The sequence below is a fragment of the Fibrobacter sp. UWB10 genome (genome assembly GCF_900182935.1).
Lineage (GTDB): Bacteria > Fibrobacterota > Fibrobacteria > Fibrobacterales > Fibrobacteraceae > Fibrobacter > Fibrobacter succinogenes_O.
In genome coordinates this window covers 300,875-319,231 of the sequence record NZ_FXUE01000001.1, presented here as the reverse complement: position 1 = coordinate 319,231, position 18,357 = coordinate 300,875, and the positions used below count along the sequence as shown (strand labels likewise).

Below are 18,357 nucleotides of genomic sequence, written 5' to 3'. Positions count from 1 at the left end.
AGGTAGAGGACGAAATGACACGAATTTCAAGTGTTCTTGTTGTTTTTTTTACAATCCTGGCCCATGCAGCCGTTGAGCATGGATCTGTTATTCCGATTACGGAAACGCCGGAAGTATACAGTGCCGACGACAACTATTACGACGCACAGTATGCGACATATGTCCGTCATAGCTATACGCCGGCAAAGAGTGGCTTCTGCACGGTATCCACTTCGTACGAAAGTTCCTCTTTTACTAGGTACCTGTATTATTACGGTACCGACGCAACCTTTCAGAGCGCTATTGATTATGACTATAGCTCTGGAACTGTGAGCTATACGTTTAATTGTGAGAAAGACAAAACGTATTATCTCATGGTTCGTGCAAGCAGCACTTCTTATAGCTCTTACAAATACAATATCAAGGCGAGTGTGCAAGAAGTCGCTTTGTCAGAAACGGTTTATCCTCTTTCGAGTACATTTGTTCCCTATACTTACCAATCCAATAGTAGCTTGATTGGAGAAAATACTTTTGCCATCAAGATGTCGTATGAACCCACCGCGACAGGCTTGTACACCTTGATTTCGAATGCAAAATATTCTCGTTATGCCTATTATTACGGTACCGATGCGACTTTTGCTACGAGAAAGTCTTCTTATAGCCATTCTTCGCAGGGCCGTACTACGCTTTCGTTGACCGCCGGCGAAAAGTATTATTTTGCGATGTATCAGAGCTCTCAGAGCTACTTTGACGATACCGTTTCTGTCCGCATGGCTCCCACGTTAAAGGTGAACTCCGATACGCTTGGCCCGGGCTATGTTTATGTGGGTACCGGTTCTCGGAATTATGATTCTACCTATGTGATAAACGATACGGTTCCTCTGCATGCCTTTTCAAGAAATAATTCCCGTTTTGAAAAGTGGGAAAAGGTCTCGGGAACATGTTCCATCGTAAATCCGACTGCGGCCCAAACGGGTGTTGTCATCAGCAGCAATTGTAAGGTTCGTGCGGTATTTAAGGCCGGCGAAGTGTATCCGATTACAAAAACGGCGAAAAAATACAACTTGTATGATCATTTCTATTCGGGAACGCCTTCTAATGGTGTAAGGTTTTCTTTTGTAGCTCCCAAAGCGGGTGGTTTTGTCATCAAGTATACCAAGGATAGTACCGAATGGAGTTACTTGAAACGTTATCAGACTGGCGCATTCTCGAGTTATGACTTTAGTAAAAGCGTCTCGACTTCTCTTATAGACACCGTTTTGCTCAATGCCGGTGATTCCATCTTCTATCTTGTGACTAACGACTATACTAGGGATTCTACGATGTCGTTCAGCATGAGCTACGACACCATTCCTTCAATATGGCTTACAATTCAAAGCGAATCTTCGCGCTGCTCGACAAAGGTGGGCTCGATGCCTGTCCTTAAAGGGCAGGTGGCTTTTGTCGAGGCGTTTGCCAGAAAGGGGTATCGCCCCAATGGTTGGTCTTTTGTGAGCGGTTCGCATAAGTTTAGCGATTCGACGGCATATAGTATTAAAGACACGATTTTGGAAGACACGAAGATTAAGTTGCGCTGTAAGGCGGCAAATTTGATTGAAATTACCGATAAGCGTAAGACCTATGTAACCCAGAATGACTTTTACGAAGTTTCGCCGAGTGGCGGTTTAAGGTTCCATTACGAGGCTCCTACGTCGGGAATCTTTGTTTTGAAGTTTGAACCGCAGGGCTTTAGAGGTACATACAGATATTATGGAGCGGATTCTACATTCAGTTCGGCAAAGAGAACGTATAGCAATACAAGTAACGAGGTCTCTTTTAATGTTGTAGCGGCAGCCGCAAACGAGGAAGTTTTTGAAAGTACGATTCCCTATGCGACTGAATATTGGGATGATCCTGTTTCTGTCGTGGCCCTTCGTGGGGGAACCGTCAAAATTGATAGTCAGTCAAGAGTGGATACGCTTGCTGTTGGCGATCAGTTGGCTTTATCGACGTCTTTGGATTCGGGGGCGCATTTTGTCAAGTGGACTGTTGTGTCTGGCAAGGGTGCATTTGTAGATAGCTCTGAACTTAATACCTCGTTTATTCTTAAGGGAACGGGGTCCGTGGTTATCAAGCCGGTTACTTCGACATTGCCGCTTTATCAGCTGACTTCTTCTTTCAGAGGGTATACGTTTAAAGACAATGGCTCGAATACTAGAAGAAATATTTATGGTGTTCGCACGGTTTTGAATACCAGAGATTCTGGAATGTATGCGATAGTCATGAATACGAATAATGCGGCGATAATATACAATTATAATGCCGATTCAACATTCTATAGTTATAATTCGACATCATGCTCTGTAGGTGGATCCTGCAGAATTTTGGTGACGCTTGATGCAAATCAGAGGCGGTATTTCCAATTTGTTTCGAATACGGCATCTTATAGGGGTGATAGCGTTTGGGTTAAGGCTGTAAAAACAGCCAACTTGTACACAGATACTTCGGGTACGGGATATGCGTATATGGGTGCATCAGGTTCCCGTATGTATGATTCGACTCATATTGCAGGCGATACCGTTCCTATAAGGGCTTATACGACCGATGTGGACCATCGCTTTAGCAAATGGAGCGTGGCATCGGGCTCTTGTAAGATTATCGATTCGACGAAGGCTGCAACTTCTATCATACCTGAAGGCAATTGTACGGTTAAGGCTCATTTTGTAGTGGGCACCGTGTATCCGATTACAGATGTTTCAACTAAGTATACGCTGGTTGAGAATTATTATTCTAGAAGCCCGTCTTATGGCGTGAGGTTTAAATTCGTTGCCCCGACCACAGGCCAATACGCGATTTCTATACGTAGCCTTGACTTGTTGATGACGGTGGAATATGATACTACGTGTACATTTAATACTTATAAATTGAGAACGACTTCAACTAAGGGTAAGCTAGACCAGTTAGGGCTTACGGCGGGTCAATCTGTGTGCTATACCGTTAAGAATTACAATAGTCGCGATACGCTGCAGCCGTTGCCGTTCTGGATTAGTTACTCGCAAACAAAGGCTAGCCTGACGTTGGTGGCTGCGGATTCTAACGGAAGCGTTTCTCCGACGGGTTATTCGCCTGCTTGGATAGGGACCGCTTACCCCATTACCGCTATTGCGAAAAATGAATTCCGCTTTGACAAGTGGATTGTGGAATCGGGTACGGCAAGCATTGATGACCCGTATGCCAACATGACGATGGCGATTCCGGCCGATACCGCGACACTTAAGGCTACCTTCAGACGTGGTAGTGTATATGAACTGACTGCGACAAAGAAAAACTACAATATCCAGTTGCATCATTATGCCGATAACGATACGTCTACGGTTCGCTTCCGCTGGACACCTTCGGATACGAATCACTACTTGTTGAAAGTCGATTCTATTATTGGCATGTGCATTTCTTATGGAATAGATTCACTCTTTGGTTCTTCTGTAAAGACTTATGGTCTCACGGGTTCCAATTATGTACTCCTTCAAGGAATGCCTGGCAAGACCTATTATTATGCTATAAAGGATACGACCAAGAAGTCGTCTCGCACTAAAGATTTTACGGTGCAGATGATTTCCCCGTATGTCATGTATGTTGAATCGACTCGTGGACGAACTTCTCCGTCGGGTTATGTTTATGTGGCGCCGGGTACCGATACGACCTTGTATGCGACTCCTTATGGTGGGTATGTCTTTGATTCTTGGGTAAAGGTCGAAGGTAAGGTGAAAATCGGAGATCTGTCCAAGAATCAGACTAGGGCCGAACCGCAATCGAGTTATTGTCATGTGAGGGCGAATTATATATTTGACATGACTGCGGAACCGGGACTTACGATTACAGATCTTGACTTGAGTAACCATCCGGCCATCTGCGCCCATGTGTCTGTGGTAGATGAAAATAGCAGAAAACCGATTGCCGGTCTTGAAGCGTCGGACTTTGTGCTGTTCCAGGATAAGAAATCCTTGCCGGTGCAAGTGACGACGGTTCAAAATGTGAGCAGCATATCTGTGGCACTTGTTGTCGATGAAAGTGGCTCCATGTCAAGTTCTGATATTGCGGACGTTAAGACTGCGGTTCGTGCATTCATTGACGCTATGGGACCTTCTGACCGAACAACGCTTATTGGTTTTGAAACGTCTGCCAGAATCATTCAGCCGATGACTTCCGAAAAGAGTCTTCTGTATGCAGCCGCCGAAAAGATTCATTCGGGTGGCGGAACCGCCATTACCAATGGTGCTCATGCGGCTTTGGAACAGTTGGTAAACGAATCAGGTTCGACGACTGTCATTATATTCTCTGATGGTTCTGGACAAGGATCCTTTACGACTGATTCTATCGTTAAAAAGGCCATTGGGCAGAATACGACGATTTATTCTGTGGGTATCGGTTCGGGAGCAACCAAAGAACCTTTGAAGGGAATGGCTGAAGGTACGGGCGGTACTTTTGCGGTGGCACCGTCGGCGACGGAACTTTCAAATATTTATGCCGCCATTCAGAGCGCGGTGCAAGCCCGTTATGTTCTTTGCTACCAGAGCCCCGATGCCGTTTGGAACGGTGACACTCATACGGTGGTTGTCAAGACAAAGTTCTTAAACAAGGATGCCGCCGATACGGCCTATTGGGATGAAAGTGCTCAGCCGCCTATTGTCGATTTGACTCCGGCTACATGGAAAATGGTGGGCGTGAATCAGCCGCAATACCAGAGCTTTACTATTGGAGTTTACGTTAAATCCGATAAGGGTCTTAGAGACGTTAAACTCTATATGCGAAATGTGAGCTTGAGAAATGATTCGTATACCACATATACGATGACTCAAGAAAATGATTCCTTGTGGAATTTTGTACTTCCGGATAGTATGGTGAAATACCCCGGTATTGATTTCTACGTGACGGCTACGGATACCGCTGGTCTTACTGGAAAAACTCCTGCGGTTATGAGTCCTGCTAAGGAACCTCATACTATTCCGATTAAGAACGATGTGCCTTTCGTTAAATTGGATTCTATAGCTTGTATCGATACTACGGGCGGTAAGGGCTCTATCCGCTTTAAGATTACCGACGACAACGGTATCAATAGCGCGATACTCTATTACAAGGATTCCGTGGCGGTCCTCTTTGATGAACGCAGAATGTCTGAATCTCAGGGTTACTGGACTGCCTACGTTCCGGCGAAGGCCTTTGAAAACGGTATTATTGAATACTATGTCCGCGCGATAGATGAACTTGGTGCCACGGGGCGTTGGCTCAAGACGCAAAATTCTTACATGCCGGTCTGTAACAGACGAATTCTTGTGCGCGATGTCGAAGATTCCATTGCTATCAAAAACGGCAATGTTTCTGGCGATCCGATTTCGCGCGAAACGAGTAAGATACGCTTGTCGCTTGTGACGGAAGACTTTACGGAAGGCAAGGATACAGTGACGGCTTCGCTTTCTTGCCTTGTGTCGGGTGATATCGAAAACAATATCAAGCTTGTCGAAAAACGTTCCGGTTACTACGAAACGGCCAAGGCTGTTTCGAAGAACGAATATTCTGCAAAGCGAGACGACGGTTCGATTTCTTGCAGTGGCAGTGATACGCTTGTTGCCGAGTATAAGGACCCGCTTTATGGAACGTATGCCCGCGATACGGTCATTGTGGGCGATACCGTCGAATTTAGCTACAGGTTCTTGAATGCGTCTGGCAAAAAGGATCTTGATTCTCTCGAATCGGGTGATTCTGTCCAATTCAAACTTCGCTTGACATCTGTTAGCAAGTCTATCCATAAAAAGGATACTTTGAATGTTCTCTTGTTTACTAATAAGTATGACTCGCTGTGGGTGAAGGCTGTGGAAACGGGCGACTACACCTCGACCTTCGAATATAGCGGCACGTTCTACTTTGCGTATGACAAGGACGATTTGGAAAGCTCGAAACTTGATGCCTTGTTCAATATGAACGCTTCTTACAACCGCGTGGTGATTAAGGCCGGAATCAAGAAGGACAAACTCGGCTGGAAACGAGATTCCTTGGTGGTATACTCGAACTATATTCCGGCTGATACCGCCGAAATTTACGATGCCGACAAGGACGGCGAGGCTGATTCCATTCGAATTCACTATGTGTCAAAGCAAAAGGAAGGAGTTGCTGCTATTGATACCCTGTATTGGAACAAGGCTGGTGGCACGTGGCAAAGCGTGTCCAAGAAACGCTTCAAACTGCAGAGCGGTCGCTCTTGGGTCGAAGCCCGTCTTGAAGATTCGTTCGATTATGGCGCCACCGCAGCCGATGCGGAAGAGGCCCCGTATCTTAAGATGACAAGGCCTAAGGGTGGCTTCTCGCAAAAAATGGAAATCAAGGACCGTATTGGCGCTGTGCCTGTGAAGGCGGTCAAGCGTCCTGGAACCATTTCTATTGATGAATTCATGGAATGCACGAATGAAGTTCCTCCGGATACTCTGGAAATCACATTGTCGGAACCGGTCGAAAATACCGGCGACGAAAATGCTTGGAAAAAATTGTTCACCTATTCGGAAGATTGTAAGGATACCTTGGACTATTCGCTGAACATTTCGAAACTGCTCGAAAAGGATTCGGCTGGCCTTGTCTGGACATTTGTGCTGGCAGACCACAATCTCATGACCTACAATTGCATTCGTACCAATCCCAAGGCGACCTATGTCGACAAGTATGACAACCCGATGGGCCGTGGTGGGATAACTATTGACGGTAGCAATGGTAACGTATACCTTTACGAGGTTGCTCCTGCGCCTGCGGTGAGCGGTATCAAGAACAAGGAAAAGTGGATTGCTCCTGGCGACGAAGACTGGAGCCGTGTTCCGGATACGCTATCGGTGATCAGGGTTGCAAGTATTATGCCTTACAAGGCCATCGTGACTATTTTCGATAGCTACTCGAACGTGGTGACGACGTTCAAGCGTAAATTCGGTGATGATGGCGAAATGAGCCAAAAAATACGCGGAAATGGCCGAAATCACGCAAAAACGGGCTTTTTACACTGGAATAACCGATCTGACGATGGCCGTCATGTGGGGACGGGCGTCTATATCTGGCGTATCGACTTCAAGTTCAAAGATGGCCATACTGAGTATCGATTGGTCAAAACCGGCGTAAAAAGAAAGAAATAAGATTGTTTTAGTGTGAAAAGCGTCCCATAACCTTGAGAGAAAATTGTAAAAAAACTAAATTTGGGGCGCTTAATTCTAAAGAGAGGTTAAAAAAGTGCAAGACGCGTTGGTTACAAAAGCGGCTGACAACATTCGAATCCTTTCCGCTGCCATGGTGCAGAAGGCAAAGTCCGGTCACCCGGGTGGAGCCATGGGCGCAGCAGACGCCATTACGCTCCTGTATTCGGAATTTCTCCGTTTTGACCCCGAAAACCCCTACTGGGAAGCCCGCGACCGCTTCTTTATGGACCCGGGCCACATGTCCGCGCTCCTGTACGGCGAACTTGCCATGCTCGGCAACCTCTCGATGGAAGATCTCAAGAATTTCCGCCAGCTCGGCTCCCGCACTCCGGGTCACCCCGAAGTCGAAGTCGCCCTCGGCATCGAAAACTCCTCGGGCCCGCTCGGTATCGGTCATGCCGTAGCCCTCGGTAACGCTATTGCCGAACGCTTCATGGTCGAACGCTTTGGCGACATTCTGCAGCACAAGGTCGTATGCCTCGTGTCTGACGGCGGTCTCGAAGAAGAAATCGCTTACGGCGTGGGCCGTATTGCTGGTCACCTCAAGCTTTCTAACCTCATTTTCTTCTACGACGCCAACCAGGTGCAGCTCTCCTGCAAGGTTGAAGACGTGATGAGCCACGACTTGGCTGGTCAGTACGAAGCATGGGGCTTCCGCGTGATTGACGTGGCCGACGGTCACAACATTGCTGAACTCCGCAAGGCTTTCAAGGCCGCTTGGGCCGAAACTGAAAAGCCGACCATCATCATCGGTCACACCACCATGGCCAAGGGCGCCATCGCCGAAGACGGCAAGTCCTTTGAAGGTGCTGTTTCTACCCACGGTCAGCCGCTGAACGCTGCTGGTGCTTCTACCGATGCAACCGTGAAGAACCTCGGCGGCGATCCGGCCGATGCATTCAAGATTTTTGACGACGTGAAGGCTGGCTTCGAAGCTCGCAAGGAAGAACTCCGCAAGCAGGTTGCCGAATGGAAGAAAGCCAAGGCTGCTTGGGACGCCAAGAACCCGGAAAAGGCTGCCACCCTCAAGGAATGGCTCTCGGGCAAGGCTCCGAAGATCGACCTTTCTGGCCTCGAACTCAAGGAAGGTGTCGCTACCCGCGTGACTTCCGGTACCGTGCTCGGCTACCTCGCTGAAAACGTGAAGAACTGCATCTGCAGCTCTGCTGACCTTTCTAACTCCGACAACACCCAGGCCTTCCTCAACAAGACCGGCATCTTCCGCGCAGGCGACTTCAAGGGTGCCTTCGTTCAGGTGGGCGTTGCCGAACTGACTATGGGCGCCATCTGCTGCGGTATCGCACTGCACGGCGGCCTCTATCCGATTTGTGCTACATTCTTCGTGTTCAGCGACTTCATGAAGCCGGCTATCCGTATGGCAGCCCTCATGAAGCTCCCGGTCAAGTTCATGTACACGCATGACAGCTTCCGCGTGGGCGAAGACGGCCCGACGCACCAGCCGATCGAACACGAAACCCAGATCCGTTTGCTCGAAGGTCTCAAGCGCGAAGACGGCAAGTCCGAAATGCTGGTGCTCCGCCCGGCCGACGCCTTCGAAACCGTGACCGCCTGGGAAATGGCTTTTGAAAACAACGATCGCCCGACAGCGATCATCCTTACCCGCCAGAATGTGAAGACGCTCCCCGGTGACAAGCGCTACGAAGCTTCCAAGGCTTGCCGCAAGGGTGCCTACATCGTGAGCGACAATTGCGGTTCCGCACGCCCGGACCTAACCTTCGTGTCTAACGGTTCCGACGTGCTCCTGACTCACGACGCTGCTGAAATCCTCCGTGGCGAAGGCCTCAAGGTCCGCGTGGTTTCCATGATCAGCCCGGCCCTCTTCATGGCTCAGGACAAGGCTTACCGCGATTCCATCATCGTTCCTTGGACTCCGGTGTTCGCAAAGTCCAGCGGCCTTCCGCTTCTGTTCGCCCAGGTTGTGGGTGGCTTCGGCAAGGTCTCCGGTCTTGAACGCTTTGGCGCCTCTGCTCCGGCTGCCGTGCTCGAAAAGGAATTCGGTTACACTCCGGAAGCCGTCGTGGCCGCCGCGAAGGAATACCTCGCTGAATTCAAGGCAAACGTCGCTGAATTCAAGAAGTTCAACTAAGGTTTAAGATGATTTGCCCATTCTGCAAGAAAGATAACGACAAGGTGGTGGACAGCCGTGTGAGCGGTTCGTCTATCCGTCGCCGTCGTGAATGCTGCGAATGCGGCAAACGCTTTACCACTCGTGAATACATCGAAGTCCAGCCGCTGACCGTGATCAAGCGCAGCGGCGAACATGAACCGTTCCAGCGCGAAAAGCTCCTGCGCGGTATCATGAATTCCTGCAAAAAACGCCCCGTTTCGGTCGCTGACATTGAACAGCTCGCGACCAACGTGGAAAACGCCCTGACCGTGACTGAAAACTTCGAAGTCAGCTACGAACAGATTGGCAACCTGGTGATGCAGGAACTCAAGAAACTCGATGCCGTCGCCTACGTGCGCTTTGCCTCGATTTACCGCGAATTCAAGGAAGTCGGCGAATTCGTGGACCAAATCAAGAGCATGGACAAGTAGCGCGCTTTTTGCTAGAATTGATTTTACGTTAGTAAAATCGAATCCGTGTGGTAATTAAAAAGATTTGTTCTGCATGAACCAGGATTTCCCGAAACTTTTAGATGCGGCTTTCAACAAGCGTTCTCCGTTGTTTGAAACGACGGAGGCTTTCCGCATTGTGAACGGGGGGCCAGATGGATTCCCTGGCATGACGCTCGACAAGTTCGGCGATCGTTACCAGATTCAGTTTTTCGGTGATGAACTGCTCCGCGAAAAGCGTGCCATTGCCGATGCGATTGCGCAGAAGTTTTCTCCCGTTTGCCTCGTTGTAAAGGAACGCCTTTCCCGTTCCGGCAAGTCGCTGGAAAATCCGCCGATGGAAGTGCTGGTGGGCCGTCCCGAAGATTCTACGGGTGTTGTCCGCGAAGGTTCTGCAAAGTTCCACATCGATTTGCTTGATACGGTGAATCCGGGCCTATTCCTGGACATGCGTGCGATTCGCTTGGAGATGGGGTCTCGGGCAGCAGGGCGCCGTATGCTGAACTTGTTCAGTTATACATGCGCTTTCTCGGTGCATGGCCGCCTGGGTGGCGCCGAGATTTCGACGAATGCCGACATTAGCGCAAAGATTTTGGACAAGGGGCGCGAAAATTATGCCCTCAATGGTCTCGAACCCAAGCAGGGCGAATTCTTCAGAGGCAACGCCGTTGAATATGTTCACTGGGCGCAAAAGAAAGGCCTCAAGTTCGATGCCATCGTGCTCGATCCGCCCAGCTTTGCCCGCTTCAAGGGCAAGAACTTTAACGTACGCGAACACTTGATGCCGCTCGTGGCCGACTGTGCCACGCTCCTGAATAAGGGCGGCCTCTTTATGGTGAGTTCCAACTACAGCGAATTTAATTTGTCCGCCTTCTCGCGGAATGCGCTCGCATCGGTTGCGTCCGTCCACCCGAAAGCGAAAACTCTTTGGAGCAAGTCGCAGGACATTGATTTCGTCGGCTCCGGCCACACCAAAGATAGCTGCCTCGTGGCAACGCTGATTGAAGTGTAAAGACTCTCTTTTTTATTTTCTGTATTTCGAAAATTTTACATTCTGAAAAGGTGTAAAACGGTCAAAAAAAGCGTGTATATATAAGATAGGGAATTCCTATCTCTTTGTGGAAAGTCCCATGAAGAAACGCTAAAAAGGCTTAAATGACTAGAGAAGAATTTGCTGAATTTCAGCGGAAACTTAAAACTGCCGACGAAAGAGGATTGGATCTCGACGCAATTATCAAGGAATACGAACACAGGAATGTCTATTTCTATAACGACGGATGCATCAAGAAGATTCTTGCAAACGAGAAAAATCTGATGCTCACGACGGATCTTATTAATGCAGCCCTTAATCTTGTTGGTTCGGACCGTATAGCGAATCCTAAGCTTGTAAATCCCTATATTCCTGGCGAATTGGGTTACCGCAGTGTTGAACCCGATTTGCTACTGACTAACGACCGTGGAGAAAATATTCCACGTGATCGCATCTCCATTGATGTTCAGCATGAAAATAATGATTTCTTGTTTAATGACCGTTTGGTTCTTTATGTGGCTCGTCTTACGAGCGGTATGGAAAAAGCAGGAACGTTTACGCGCTTAGAAAATTTGCATGTGGTCAGTTTTCAGTTTTTTGACGCATTCAAGGAATCTCCGAATTATCGTCATAAGGTGCAGTTGCGCAATCAAGAACAGCGTGTGTATTTCGAACGGCAGACGGTGACGCTCATTGAGGTGAATAAGTTTCTCAAGCAGAAGGAAAAGTTCGAAGGAGACAATAGTCGCATTGCTCAGTGGCTCCGTGCCATTGATACACTCAATCGTGAAGCCGATTTTAGTGAGTTTGCCGCTGACCCAATATTCAAGGTCTTGCAAAACGAAGTAAAATTGTGTAATTTTAGTGCAAGATATATGCGTTGCGAATTGATGAAAGATTTTGACGAAGCGCGGCTGAAATATAATGTAGCTCGCGAAATCGCGAAGAAAATGCGCGATAAGGGTGTCGATGTTTCCATTATAAAGGAAACTACTAATCTTTCCGAAAAAGAAATTCGCGAACTCTAGTTGCTTTTAAAAAACAAATTACTGGCGGTCGAAAGACCGCTTTTTTTTGTGTATGGGGTGAAATAATCTACGATTATTGGATATGATATTCCAGTTTGGAATATCATATCCTCCCCAAAATGGACGAAAATCACAAAAACACTTGACTTTGTTTTTTGGGGTGGTTACATTTATGACGTGGATTATTTCACGAACATTAAGGAGAAAATCAAATGAAAAAAATTTTAAAATTCGCAATGTCTTTGGGGGTTGCAACCATTATAAGTGGTTGTAATTCGGAGATTGATATGGTAAAAAATGGAACTTTGCAAGGGTATGAGCAAACGACCGTTGGCAAGGCTATTGAAAGTGTCTTTGGCGAAGTAGAATGGACTTATTTCGAGACGGAAAAAGGGGTGAAAGTTGTTGAGGCAAAAGGATGGCCGGGAAAAAGTTTTGTGACTCTAGAAGACCGAAAACAACAATGCGAAAATCCGCAAAAAGTTGTAATTCAGTTCATGTTGCATACGAATTCGGAGTCTTTTGAAGTCGGTTATTGTGGGTTTGGACAAAAGGGACTTTATTGTAATTATCTCTTGAATTATATCTATGATAATAACTCGTCTTATGATCCCAATTTTTGCCCTATTTTTAAGAAGATGATTGATCCAAGAGATCAAAAAGAGTATAGGACTGTTGTTATCGAAAGTCAGGAATGGATGGCTCAAAACCTAAATTACGAAATGGATGATAGCTATTGTTATGATGATGAATTGGAAAAATGTAATAAGTTTGGACGCTTGTATAATTGGGATGCTGCAAGAAATGCATGCCCAGAAGGGTGGAACTTGCCAACGAAAAATGATTTTTATGTGTTGTTTGATGCTGTTGGCGGAAGATTGTCTGCAGGAAGAATGCTGAAATCAAATGCTGTAGATGCATTTGGGTTCAGCGCTTTGTTGGCTGGTTCTAGGGGAGCTATTGGTGGTTATGGGGGTGTAGGAAAAACAACTAGGTTTTGGGGACTCTCAGATGATGGTAGTGGTCCTTTTGGCGTTTGGATGGACGGTAGTAGTGATGCTGCATACGAAGTAAGTGATAGTAGATTTTATGGATTTAGTGTTCGTTGTGTAAAACACATTTCTGATGAAGATTTCGATTAGTAAAAAAAACAATCAAATGTATATTGCCAGCCTCATCTCGGGCTGGTTTTTTAATTTTCTCACTTTTTTTTGGGGGAAAGTACAGTTTTTTTGTCAAAAAGAATTAAGCTTTAAGCGTTCATTAGCCGACGGATTTCGGCTTTGACTTTATCAAGATCGCTGCTCGTAAGAATCGGAATCAATTCGTTGATTTCTTCGATGGGCTTGTCCCACCACTTGAATTTGAGCAGGAGTTCTGTCAGTTCTTCATCAAAACGATAGCGGATTACTTCGGCGGGATTGCCGACGACAATCGTATAAGGCTCTACGTCGCTGCCGACGACGCTGTTCGCGCCGATGATGGCGCCGTCACCGATATGCACGCCCGGCAAGATGGTGGCGTTTTGACCAATCCACACATCGTTTCCGATGACGGTGTCGCCCTTGAATGGCATGTCGCTTTTAGCGGGCGGATTCATTTTCCAGCCTTCCAGCGTATAGAACGGGAATGTCGAAACCGCATTCATCTGGTGGTTGGCGCCGTTCATGACGAATTCTACGCCGGCGGCAATCTGGCAGAACTTTCCGATAATCAGTTTGTCGCCGATAAAGTCATAGTGGTGCGTCACATGGCTTTCGAACTCCGAATCTGCGATATAGGTGAAGTCCCCGACAATAATATTCGGGTTTTTGATGGTAGGCTTGACGTAGATTTCCTTGTCGTAGCCCGCGATCGGATGCTCCGTGTTCGGATTCGGTGTGGTCATGGAACCTCTACTTGGCGGCGATGGTGAACATGCCGCTGCGCGGGATGTGAACCTTCCAGGTGAGCCATTTCATCTGCTTGTCGTTTACCATGGCGTACGGGTCTACGAGAGCGACACTCTTGACGCCAGCGAAGTCCATGGCTGTGCCGGCGTTTTCGTCGAAGTTCTTGCCCTTGCCGAATACCTGATAGAATAGCGGCTGCCCGAAGGTCACCATGATTTTGGGCTGGATAAAGCTGAGTTCCTTGGTAAGCATCTTGCGGAGTGCGGCTTCGAGAAGCGGCGCGAGCGGGCGCTCGGTGGACTTGAAAAAGTACGTGATGCCGATGTCTTTTTGCTCGATGCTTAAGCTTGCGAACAGGCGCGAAAGCATTTCGCCAACGGGTGTTCCGAAGAATACGTCGGTGCTTGTGGCCGAGATGTTGGCTGCTTCGGCCATTTTAATGGCGGGGAGCAGGAAAAGCAATTTCGGTTTGGCGGGACCAACATAGCGGGCGAGTGCGGCTTCCTTGGCGTACATGGCTTCGCTCTTGATGGATTCGTAGAATGCATCAAGAGAATCGACTGATTCGAAGGCGTGGGCGGCGCGCTTGACTGTGCGTGCTGTCGGCATGTTGGCTGCCGGAATGGTGGTTGCCTTGGAATCGACGGCGCCGAAGAGCGAAGGCGCAAATCCGGTAGTGTCTGGAATCGGGGCCTGTGCAGATCCTGCTGTGGGAGCCGAGCTGTTCGGGAATTGAGGCGGCAGGTTGCGCGGCACCGGGCGTGCCGCGGAGGCTGCGGCCGGAGTTGGCGGAACATGACTCGGTGCAATAGGGCGAGTCGCGGTGGGCGCGGGCGCACCAGGAACAGCTGGCTTGCGTGTGAGAGTCCATGGCTCGTCTAGCAAGAGTTCCGCTTCGCCCAGGTCGATTTGTCCTGAAAGGTAGTTGCGCAGTTCGCTAAAGTCAAATTCGTCAGCCATTCAGGCGCTCCAGGCAAAAGTTCAAAATCGTCTCGGCCAAATCGACCTTCTCGCCCATGGCGAGCTGTGGAACGGGCTTGCCCTTTTCCACCAAGGCGAACCGCACGCAGTCGCGGCCAAAGCCAGAGTCGGCGGCTACAGGGGCGTTCAAAAGCAATGCGTCGGCGCCGCTCTTTGCAAGCTTTTCGGCGGCGTGTTCTTCGAAGTGATCGGTTTCAAGTGCGAATCCGACAATCACTTGGTCGTCGCGTTTTTGGGCGACGCTGTCTCGCAAAATATTCGGGTTCGGTTCCAGCTCCAGAATCAGCTGACTGCGGCTATCCTTAATCTTTTCGGTGGCGGCCACTTTCGGGCGATAGTCGGCAACGGCGGCGCAGTGAACGAGCGCGCTTGCACTCTTCATTCGTTCAAGGACTGCGTCGTGCATGTCGCGGGCGCTTGTCACTCGAGTCACTTTCACTCCGCCCGGGAACTTCGCTTCCATCGGGCCTGCGACAACTTCGACTTCAAAACCGTTGGCGTAGAATACCGAGGCGAGTGCCACAGCGGTCTTGCCGCTACTGCGATTGCTGATATAGCGTACCGGGTCGATTGCTTCTTCGGTACGGCCTGCAGTCAAGAGAACCTTCTTGCCGTAGCCAGGAAGGCTTGCATCTTGTGTCGGCGGGACATCTTGTGCAACAGGACATGCTGGCGCGGGGGTTTTAGGGGCCGTGCCCCTAGGAGATGGGGTAGCGGAAGACGCGCATGCGGATGCAGCGAGGGGCAGACTTGCCCCTTCTAAATACTTCACAATTTCAGCCGGTTCCATCAGGCGACCTTGTCCGATTTCACCACAGGCGAGTTCCCCTGCAGGCGATTCAAGCACGGTCGTGTCTTCAAAGCCGCGCAAAATCTCGAGGTTGCGTTTTACGGCGGAGGAGTTGTACATTGCCACATTCATCGCGGGCGCAATTACGCGCGGACACGTGCAGCTCATAAAGCAAAGGCTCACCGGATCGTCGGCGATACCGCAGGCGAATTTCCCGATGACGTTCGCGGTCGCGGGCACCACCAAATAGAGGTCTGCCCAGCGCGGAAAATCAATATGCTGGAAGGGACGCGCCTCGACGGCTCCGTTCTTCAGGTACACAGGACATTTACTCAGGCTTGCAAAAGTCAGCGGCGCTACGAATTCTGTGGCCGCATCGGTCATGCATACGCGTACTTCGGCGCCCTTCTTCTGCAACAGGCGCAACAGCTCGCAGCTCTTGTATACGGCAATGCCGCCCGAGACTCCGAGCAAGATTTTCTTTCCAGCGAGGTTCATAGGATGCAAGATAGAAAATTAGTCACCGCAAGCATCGCCCCATACAGCCTTGTCGCAAGCGGAGTCCCCATTATTTGTGTTTGCTTGGGAATTTGTCTTTTTCCCTTTGCCGGGTTCAACGAATTCAATCACCGTTCCAAATGCCTTGGCCTTATCGCAGAAAGTACCTTCTGACTGAGATACGGTAATGTTGGCGATTGTTTGAGAGCCTTTCAAATCAGCCACTTTAAATAATTCTTCAATGGCTTGGTTTCGAGCAATCCCACTATTAAAACAACGGGATGCCTTGGCTTCAACATTTCTTACAACAACAAAATTTGCTTCTGATAGAACTACGTTTGTTTGAAACTCGTTGTATGTGTGAAACGATTCCTTCTGGGTCGTGCATGCAGACAGGATTGCCAAAACAAGCAATAAAAGTAATTTTTTCATATTACCTCTCAATATAAATTCCAGTACCACTCTAGTTCATAATAGGTGGCGTAGCTGTCTTCCTGATAAACCTTATCTCTTGATTCCAACAAGCCGACTCGTTGACGAATATAGCAATAACCCGACGACATTTTGTCATTTGAAAGCGGATCGTAGTCATAAACAATCGGACATACTGAAATGGTGTAAGTGTTGTAAGGCATGGTCAAAACCACGCTGGAATCCCCGCTCCACGTAGAAATATTTGTCTTGTCCGACTTGCTGTTGAAAATCTTCGATGTCTTTATAGTCGTTAGGGTGTCACCTGTGGAGTCGATTGCAATTACATTAAAATAGATGATGGGGTCACCGTCTATTTTGCTTGATGTTCCTTCATAGGATTTCAGCTGGAGGTAGTAGGTAAGAGTCAGTTCCATCTGCTTTTCTTCAGAAAGATAGGCGGACTTGGCTGAAGATGAGGAGGAATAAGAGGATGAAGAAAAATAAGAAGATGACGAATAATGCGAAGAATAACTTGAAGAAGAGTAATACCACCAAACACTACTAGATGAACTTTCTATTCGGAGCGAACTGGAAGAAGATTCAATTGTAGACACTTCGCCGTTAGCATCAACGGTTTCAATATACTTGCTTACGGATTGGGGTGATTCTATATCACCACAACCATATAGGCACAATCCAAACAACAATCCAAACAGCAGCTTCATGTTCTAGAATCCATAGGCTACGTAAGGGGTTATGGCAAACATTCTGTTGCCACTCAACTTATCCAAAAAATCCATCCAAGCCTGCTCAATTCTTACGGCAAATTCCAGTTTCGATTTTCCCTTAATGTTGTAATCAAATCCTAAAGCAATGTTAGAGATTGCCCCTAAATGAAAAGATGCTTCTATTTCGTGGCCCAAACTTTTAATCGCATTGCTTGCGTCAACATTATCCCAGCTATCAGCAGTAAAGGTGCCTATATAAGCAAAGACGGGGCCAAGCCCACCTTGAATAAACAGGTTCCATTTTCTTAGGGGATGTTTTTTTATCAAATCAAATTTTAAGTTGCCCGCAAAACCAAGGAACCAATCCGTATTGTTAAAACCAAAGTCGGCAGAATACACTCTAGACAATCTTGTGTTTATCGGAGTTTCGTATGCATAACCCAAATTGAGTTGGTTGCTGCGTTCCTGTTCTTCGGTGGTATAAATTTTTTCGGTGTTGTAAATGTCATATCTTCTATTATAATTGCTGTTGTAACTTCGTGAAGCTGTCAAATAGTGCTCTGTGTATTCACGTAAAAAGAAAAGATTCGCAAATGAAAAACCAACCATAATGTAATGCTTAGATTTTTTCACTAGATTGGCTTCATCTCTTTCAATGGTGTCCACAACTGTAATGGTTTCAACCTTGATAATAGTATCGATTTTCGCAATCGTATCAACCTTTACGATAGTGTCTACTCTGGTGATGGTATCCCTCTTTGTTACGGTGTCCACCTTTACCAAAGGCTCCATACTAGGAACTTCACTCTCTTCATCAACATCAGATGCTGTTGGAATGTCTTTTAACACTGCTCCAATAATTTGTCTGAGACCGTCGTTCAACATGGATACATTGCTTACGTTGACACTCTCCTTTTTATAAAAGGAGTTTACGCCTCTTACTTCGGCCCCTACCATCAGGAATCCTTTGGGGTTCAGCACAGTAACTCGCAAAGCATAGTCGGCATTCTCTACCGATCTGTTTCCAGTTTCTTGGACTGCATTCAATACCTGGGTCGTTATTGTTGCATACAATTTCTCATTGGGCAAGTTCGGAGCGTTCAATGGTAAAACTTTAACGTCTGCGCCAAAAGAAACGGTAGAGAAAACAAAAAACAGGGCTATCAGACTACGCTGTAACAAACATCTCATAAAAAACAAGATAGAAAGATTGATGAAAAAAGAAATCCCACGGT

The 18,357-nt window shown here is 47.8% G+C and carries 12 protein-coding genes; 6 read left to right on the top strand and 6 right to left on the bottom strand.

Annotated features, from left to right (window positions below):
• Window positions 1–14: 14 nt before the first annotated feature.
• The 6 genes from QOL41_RS01330 to QOL41_RS01305 all read left to right on the top strand — a co-directional run bounded on the left by QOL41_RS01330 (window position 15) and on the right by QOL41_RS01305 (window position 12,961).
• Window positions 15–7,124, top strand: coding sequence for a vWA domain-containing protein (locus tag QOL41_RS01330; protein ID WP_283428329.1), 7,110 nt, complete (start codon window positions 15–17; stop codon window positions 7,122–7,124).
• A 94-nt stretch (window positions 7,125–7,218) separates the two neighbouring features.
• Window positions 7,219–9,291 carry a transketolase family protein gene (locus tag QOL41_RS01325; RefSeq protein WP_283428328.1) on the top strand — a complete coding sequence of 691 codons (2,073 nt, stop codon included), beginning with the start codon at window positions 7,219–7,221 and terminating at the stop codon, window positions 9,289–9,291.
• Window positions 9,292–9,299: 8 nt separating this feature from the next.
• A complete protein-coding gene (gene nrdR / locus QOL41_RS01320; protein WP_072977912.1) occupies window positions 9,300–9,743 on the top strand; it encodes a transcriptional regulator NrdR in 444 nt (147 codons plus the stop codon).
• A 73-nt stretch (window positions 9,744–9,816) separates the two neighbouring features.
• The gene (locus QOL41_RS01315) at window positions 9,817–10,773 is read left to right on the top strand and encodes a class I SAM-dependent rRNA methyltransferase (protein WP_283428327.1); all 957 of its coding nucleotides are present in this window, start codon (window positions 9,817–9,819) and stop codon (window positions 10,771–10,773) included.
• 143 nt (window positions 10,774–10,916) lie between these two features.
• Entirely contained in the window at window positions 10,917–11,819 is a 903-nt protein-coding gene (locus QOL41_RS01310) for a PD-(D/E)XK nuclease family transposase (RefSeq protein ID WP_283428326.1), read from the top strand.
• 212 nt (window positions 11,820–12,031) lie between these two features.
• Complete coding sequence (locus QOL41_RS01305; RefSeq protein ID WP_283428325.1) at window positions 12,032–12,961, top strand: fibrobacter succinogenes major paralogous domain-containing protein; 930 nt, start codon at window positions 12,032–12,034, stop codon at window positions 12,959–12,961.
• Window positions 12,962–13,071: 110 nt separating this feature from the next.
• Here the strand turns inward: QOL41_RS01305 and QOL41_RS01300 are convergent, their stop codons facing one another.
• The 6 genes from QOL41_RS01300 to QOL41_RS01275 are packed head-to-tail and all read right to left on the bottom strand — an operon-like array spanning window position 13,072 to window position 18,313.
• Window positions 13,072–13,707 (bottom strand): CatB-related O-acetyltransferase, encoded by a 636-nt coding sequence (locus tag QOL41_RS01300; RefSeq protein WP_283428324.1) that lies wholly within the window; start codon window positions 13,705–13,707, stop codon window positions 13,072–13,074.
• 7 nt (window positions 13,708–13,714) lie between these two features.
• Complete coding sequence (locus tag QOL41_RS01295; RefSeq protein WP_283428323.1) at window positions 13,715–14,671, bottom strand: hypothetical protein; 957 nt, start codon at window positions 14,669–14,671, stop codon at window positions 13,715–13,717.
• Window positions 14,664–15,980: a bifunctional phosphopantothenoylcysteine decarboxylase/phosphopantothenate synthase gene (locus QOL41_RS01290; protein ID WP_283428322.1), complete on the bottom strand. Its 1,317-nt coding sequence runs from the start codon at window positions 15,978–15,980 to the stop codon at window positions 14,664–14,666. Before QOL41_RS01290 ends, QOL41_RS01295 begins: the two co-directional genes overlap by 8 nt.
• Before the next feature lie 18 nt (window positions 15,981–15,998).
• A complete protein-coding gene (locus tag QOL41_RS01285) occupies window positions 15,999–16,412 on the bottom strand; it encodes a DUF6567 family protein (RefSeq protein WP_283428321.1) in 414 nt (137 codons plus the stop codon).
• A gap of 8 nt (window positions 16,413–16,420) precedes the next feature.
• On the bottom strand, window positions 16,421–17,119 hold the full coding sequence (locus tag QOL41_RS01280; RefSeq protein ID WP_283428320.1) for a hypothetical protein: 699 nt from the start codon (window positions 17,117–17,119) through the stop codon (window positions 16,421–16,423).
• Window positions 17,120–17,122: 3 nt separating this feature from the next.
• The gene (locus tag QOL41_RS01275) at window positions 17,123–18,313 is read right to left on the bottom strand and encodes a hypothetical protein (protein ID WP_283428319.1); all 1,191 of its coding nucleotides are present in this window, start codon (window positions 18,311–18,313) and stop codon (window positions 17,123–17,125) included.
• Between the last annotated feature and the right edge of the window lie 44 nt (window positions 18,314–18,357).

Coding starts and splice junctions, on each gene's coding strand:
- QOL41_RS01330 (WP_283428329.1), top strand. CDS start 15: ATGACACGAATTTCAAGTGTTCTTGTTGTTTTTTTTACAATCCTGGCC.
- nrdR (WP_072977912.1), top strand. CDS start 9,300: ATGATTTGCCCATTCTGCAAGAAAGATAACGACAAGGTGGTGGACAGC.
- QOL41_RS01315 (WP_283428327.1), top strand. CDS start 9,817: ATGAACCAGGATTTCCCGAAACTTTTAGATGCGGCTTTCAACAAGCGT.
- QOL41_RS01310 (WP_283428326.1), top strand. CDS start 10,917: ATGACTAGAGAAGAATTTGCTGAATTTCAGCGGAAACTTAAAACTGCC.
- QOL41_RS01305 (WP_283428325.1), top strand. CDS start 12,032: ATGAAAAAAATTTTAAAATTCGCAATGTCTTTGGGGGTTGCAACCATT.
- QOL41_RS01300 (WP_283428324.1), bottom strand. CDS start 13,707: ATGACCACACCGAATCCGAACACGGAGCATCCGATCGCGGGCTACGAC.
- QOL41_RS01295 (WP_283428323.1), bottom strand. CDS start 14,671: ATGGCTGACGAATTTGACTTTAGCGAACTGCGCAACTACCTTTCAGGA.
- QOL41_RS01290 (WP_283428322.1), bottom strand. CDS start 15,980: ATGAACCTCGCTGGAAAGAAAATCTTGCTCGGAGTCTCGGGCGGCATT.
- QOL41_RS01285 (WP_283428321.1), bottom strand. CDS start 16,412: ATGAAAAAATTACTTTTATTGCTTGTTTTGGCAATCCTGTCTGCATGC.
- QOL41_RS01280 (WP_283428320.1), bottom strand. CDS start 17,119: ATGAAGCTGCTGTTTGGATTGTTGTTTGGATTGTGCCTATATGGTTGT.
- QOL41_RS01275 (WP_283428319.1), bottom strand. CDS start 18,313: ATGAGATGTTTGTTACAGCGTAGTCTGATAGCCCTGTTTTTTGTTTTC.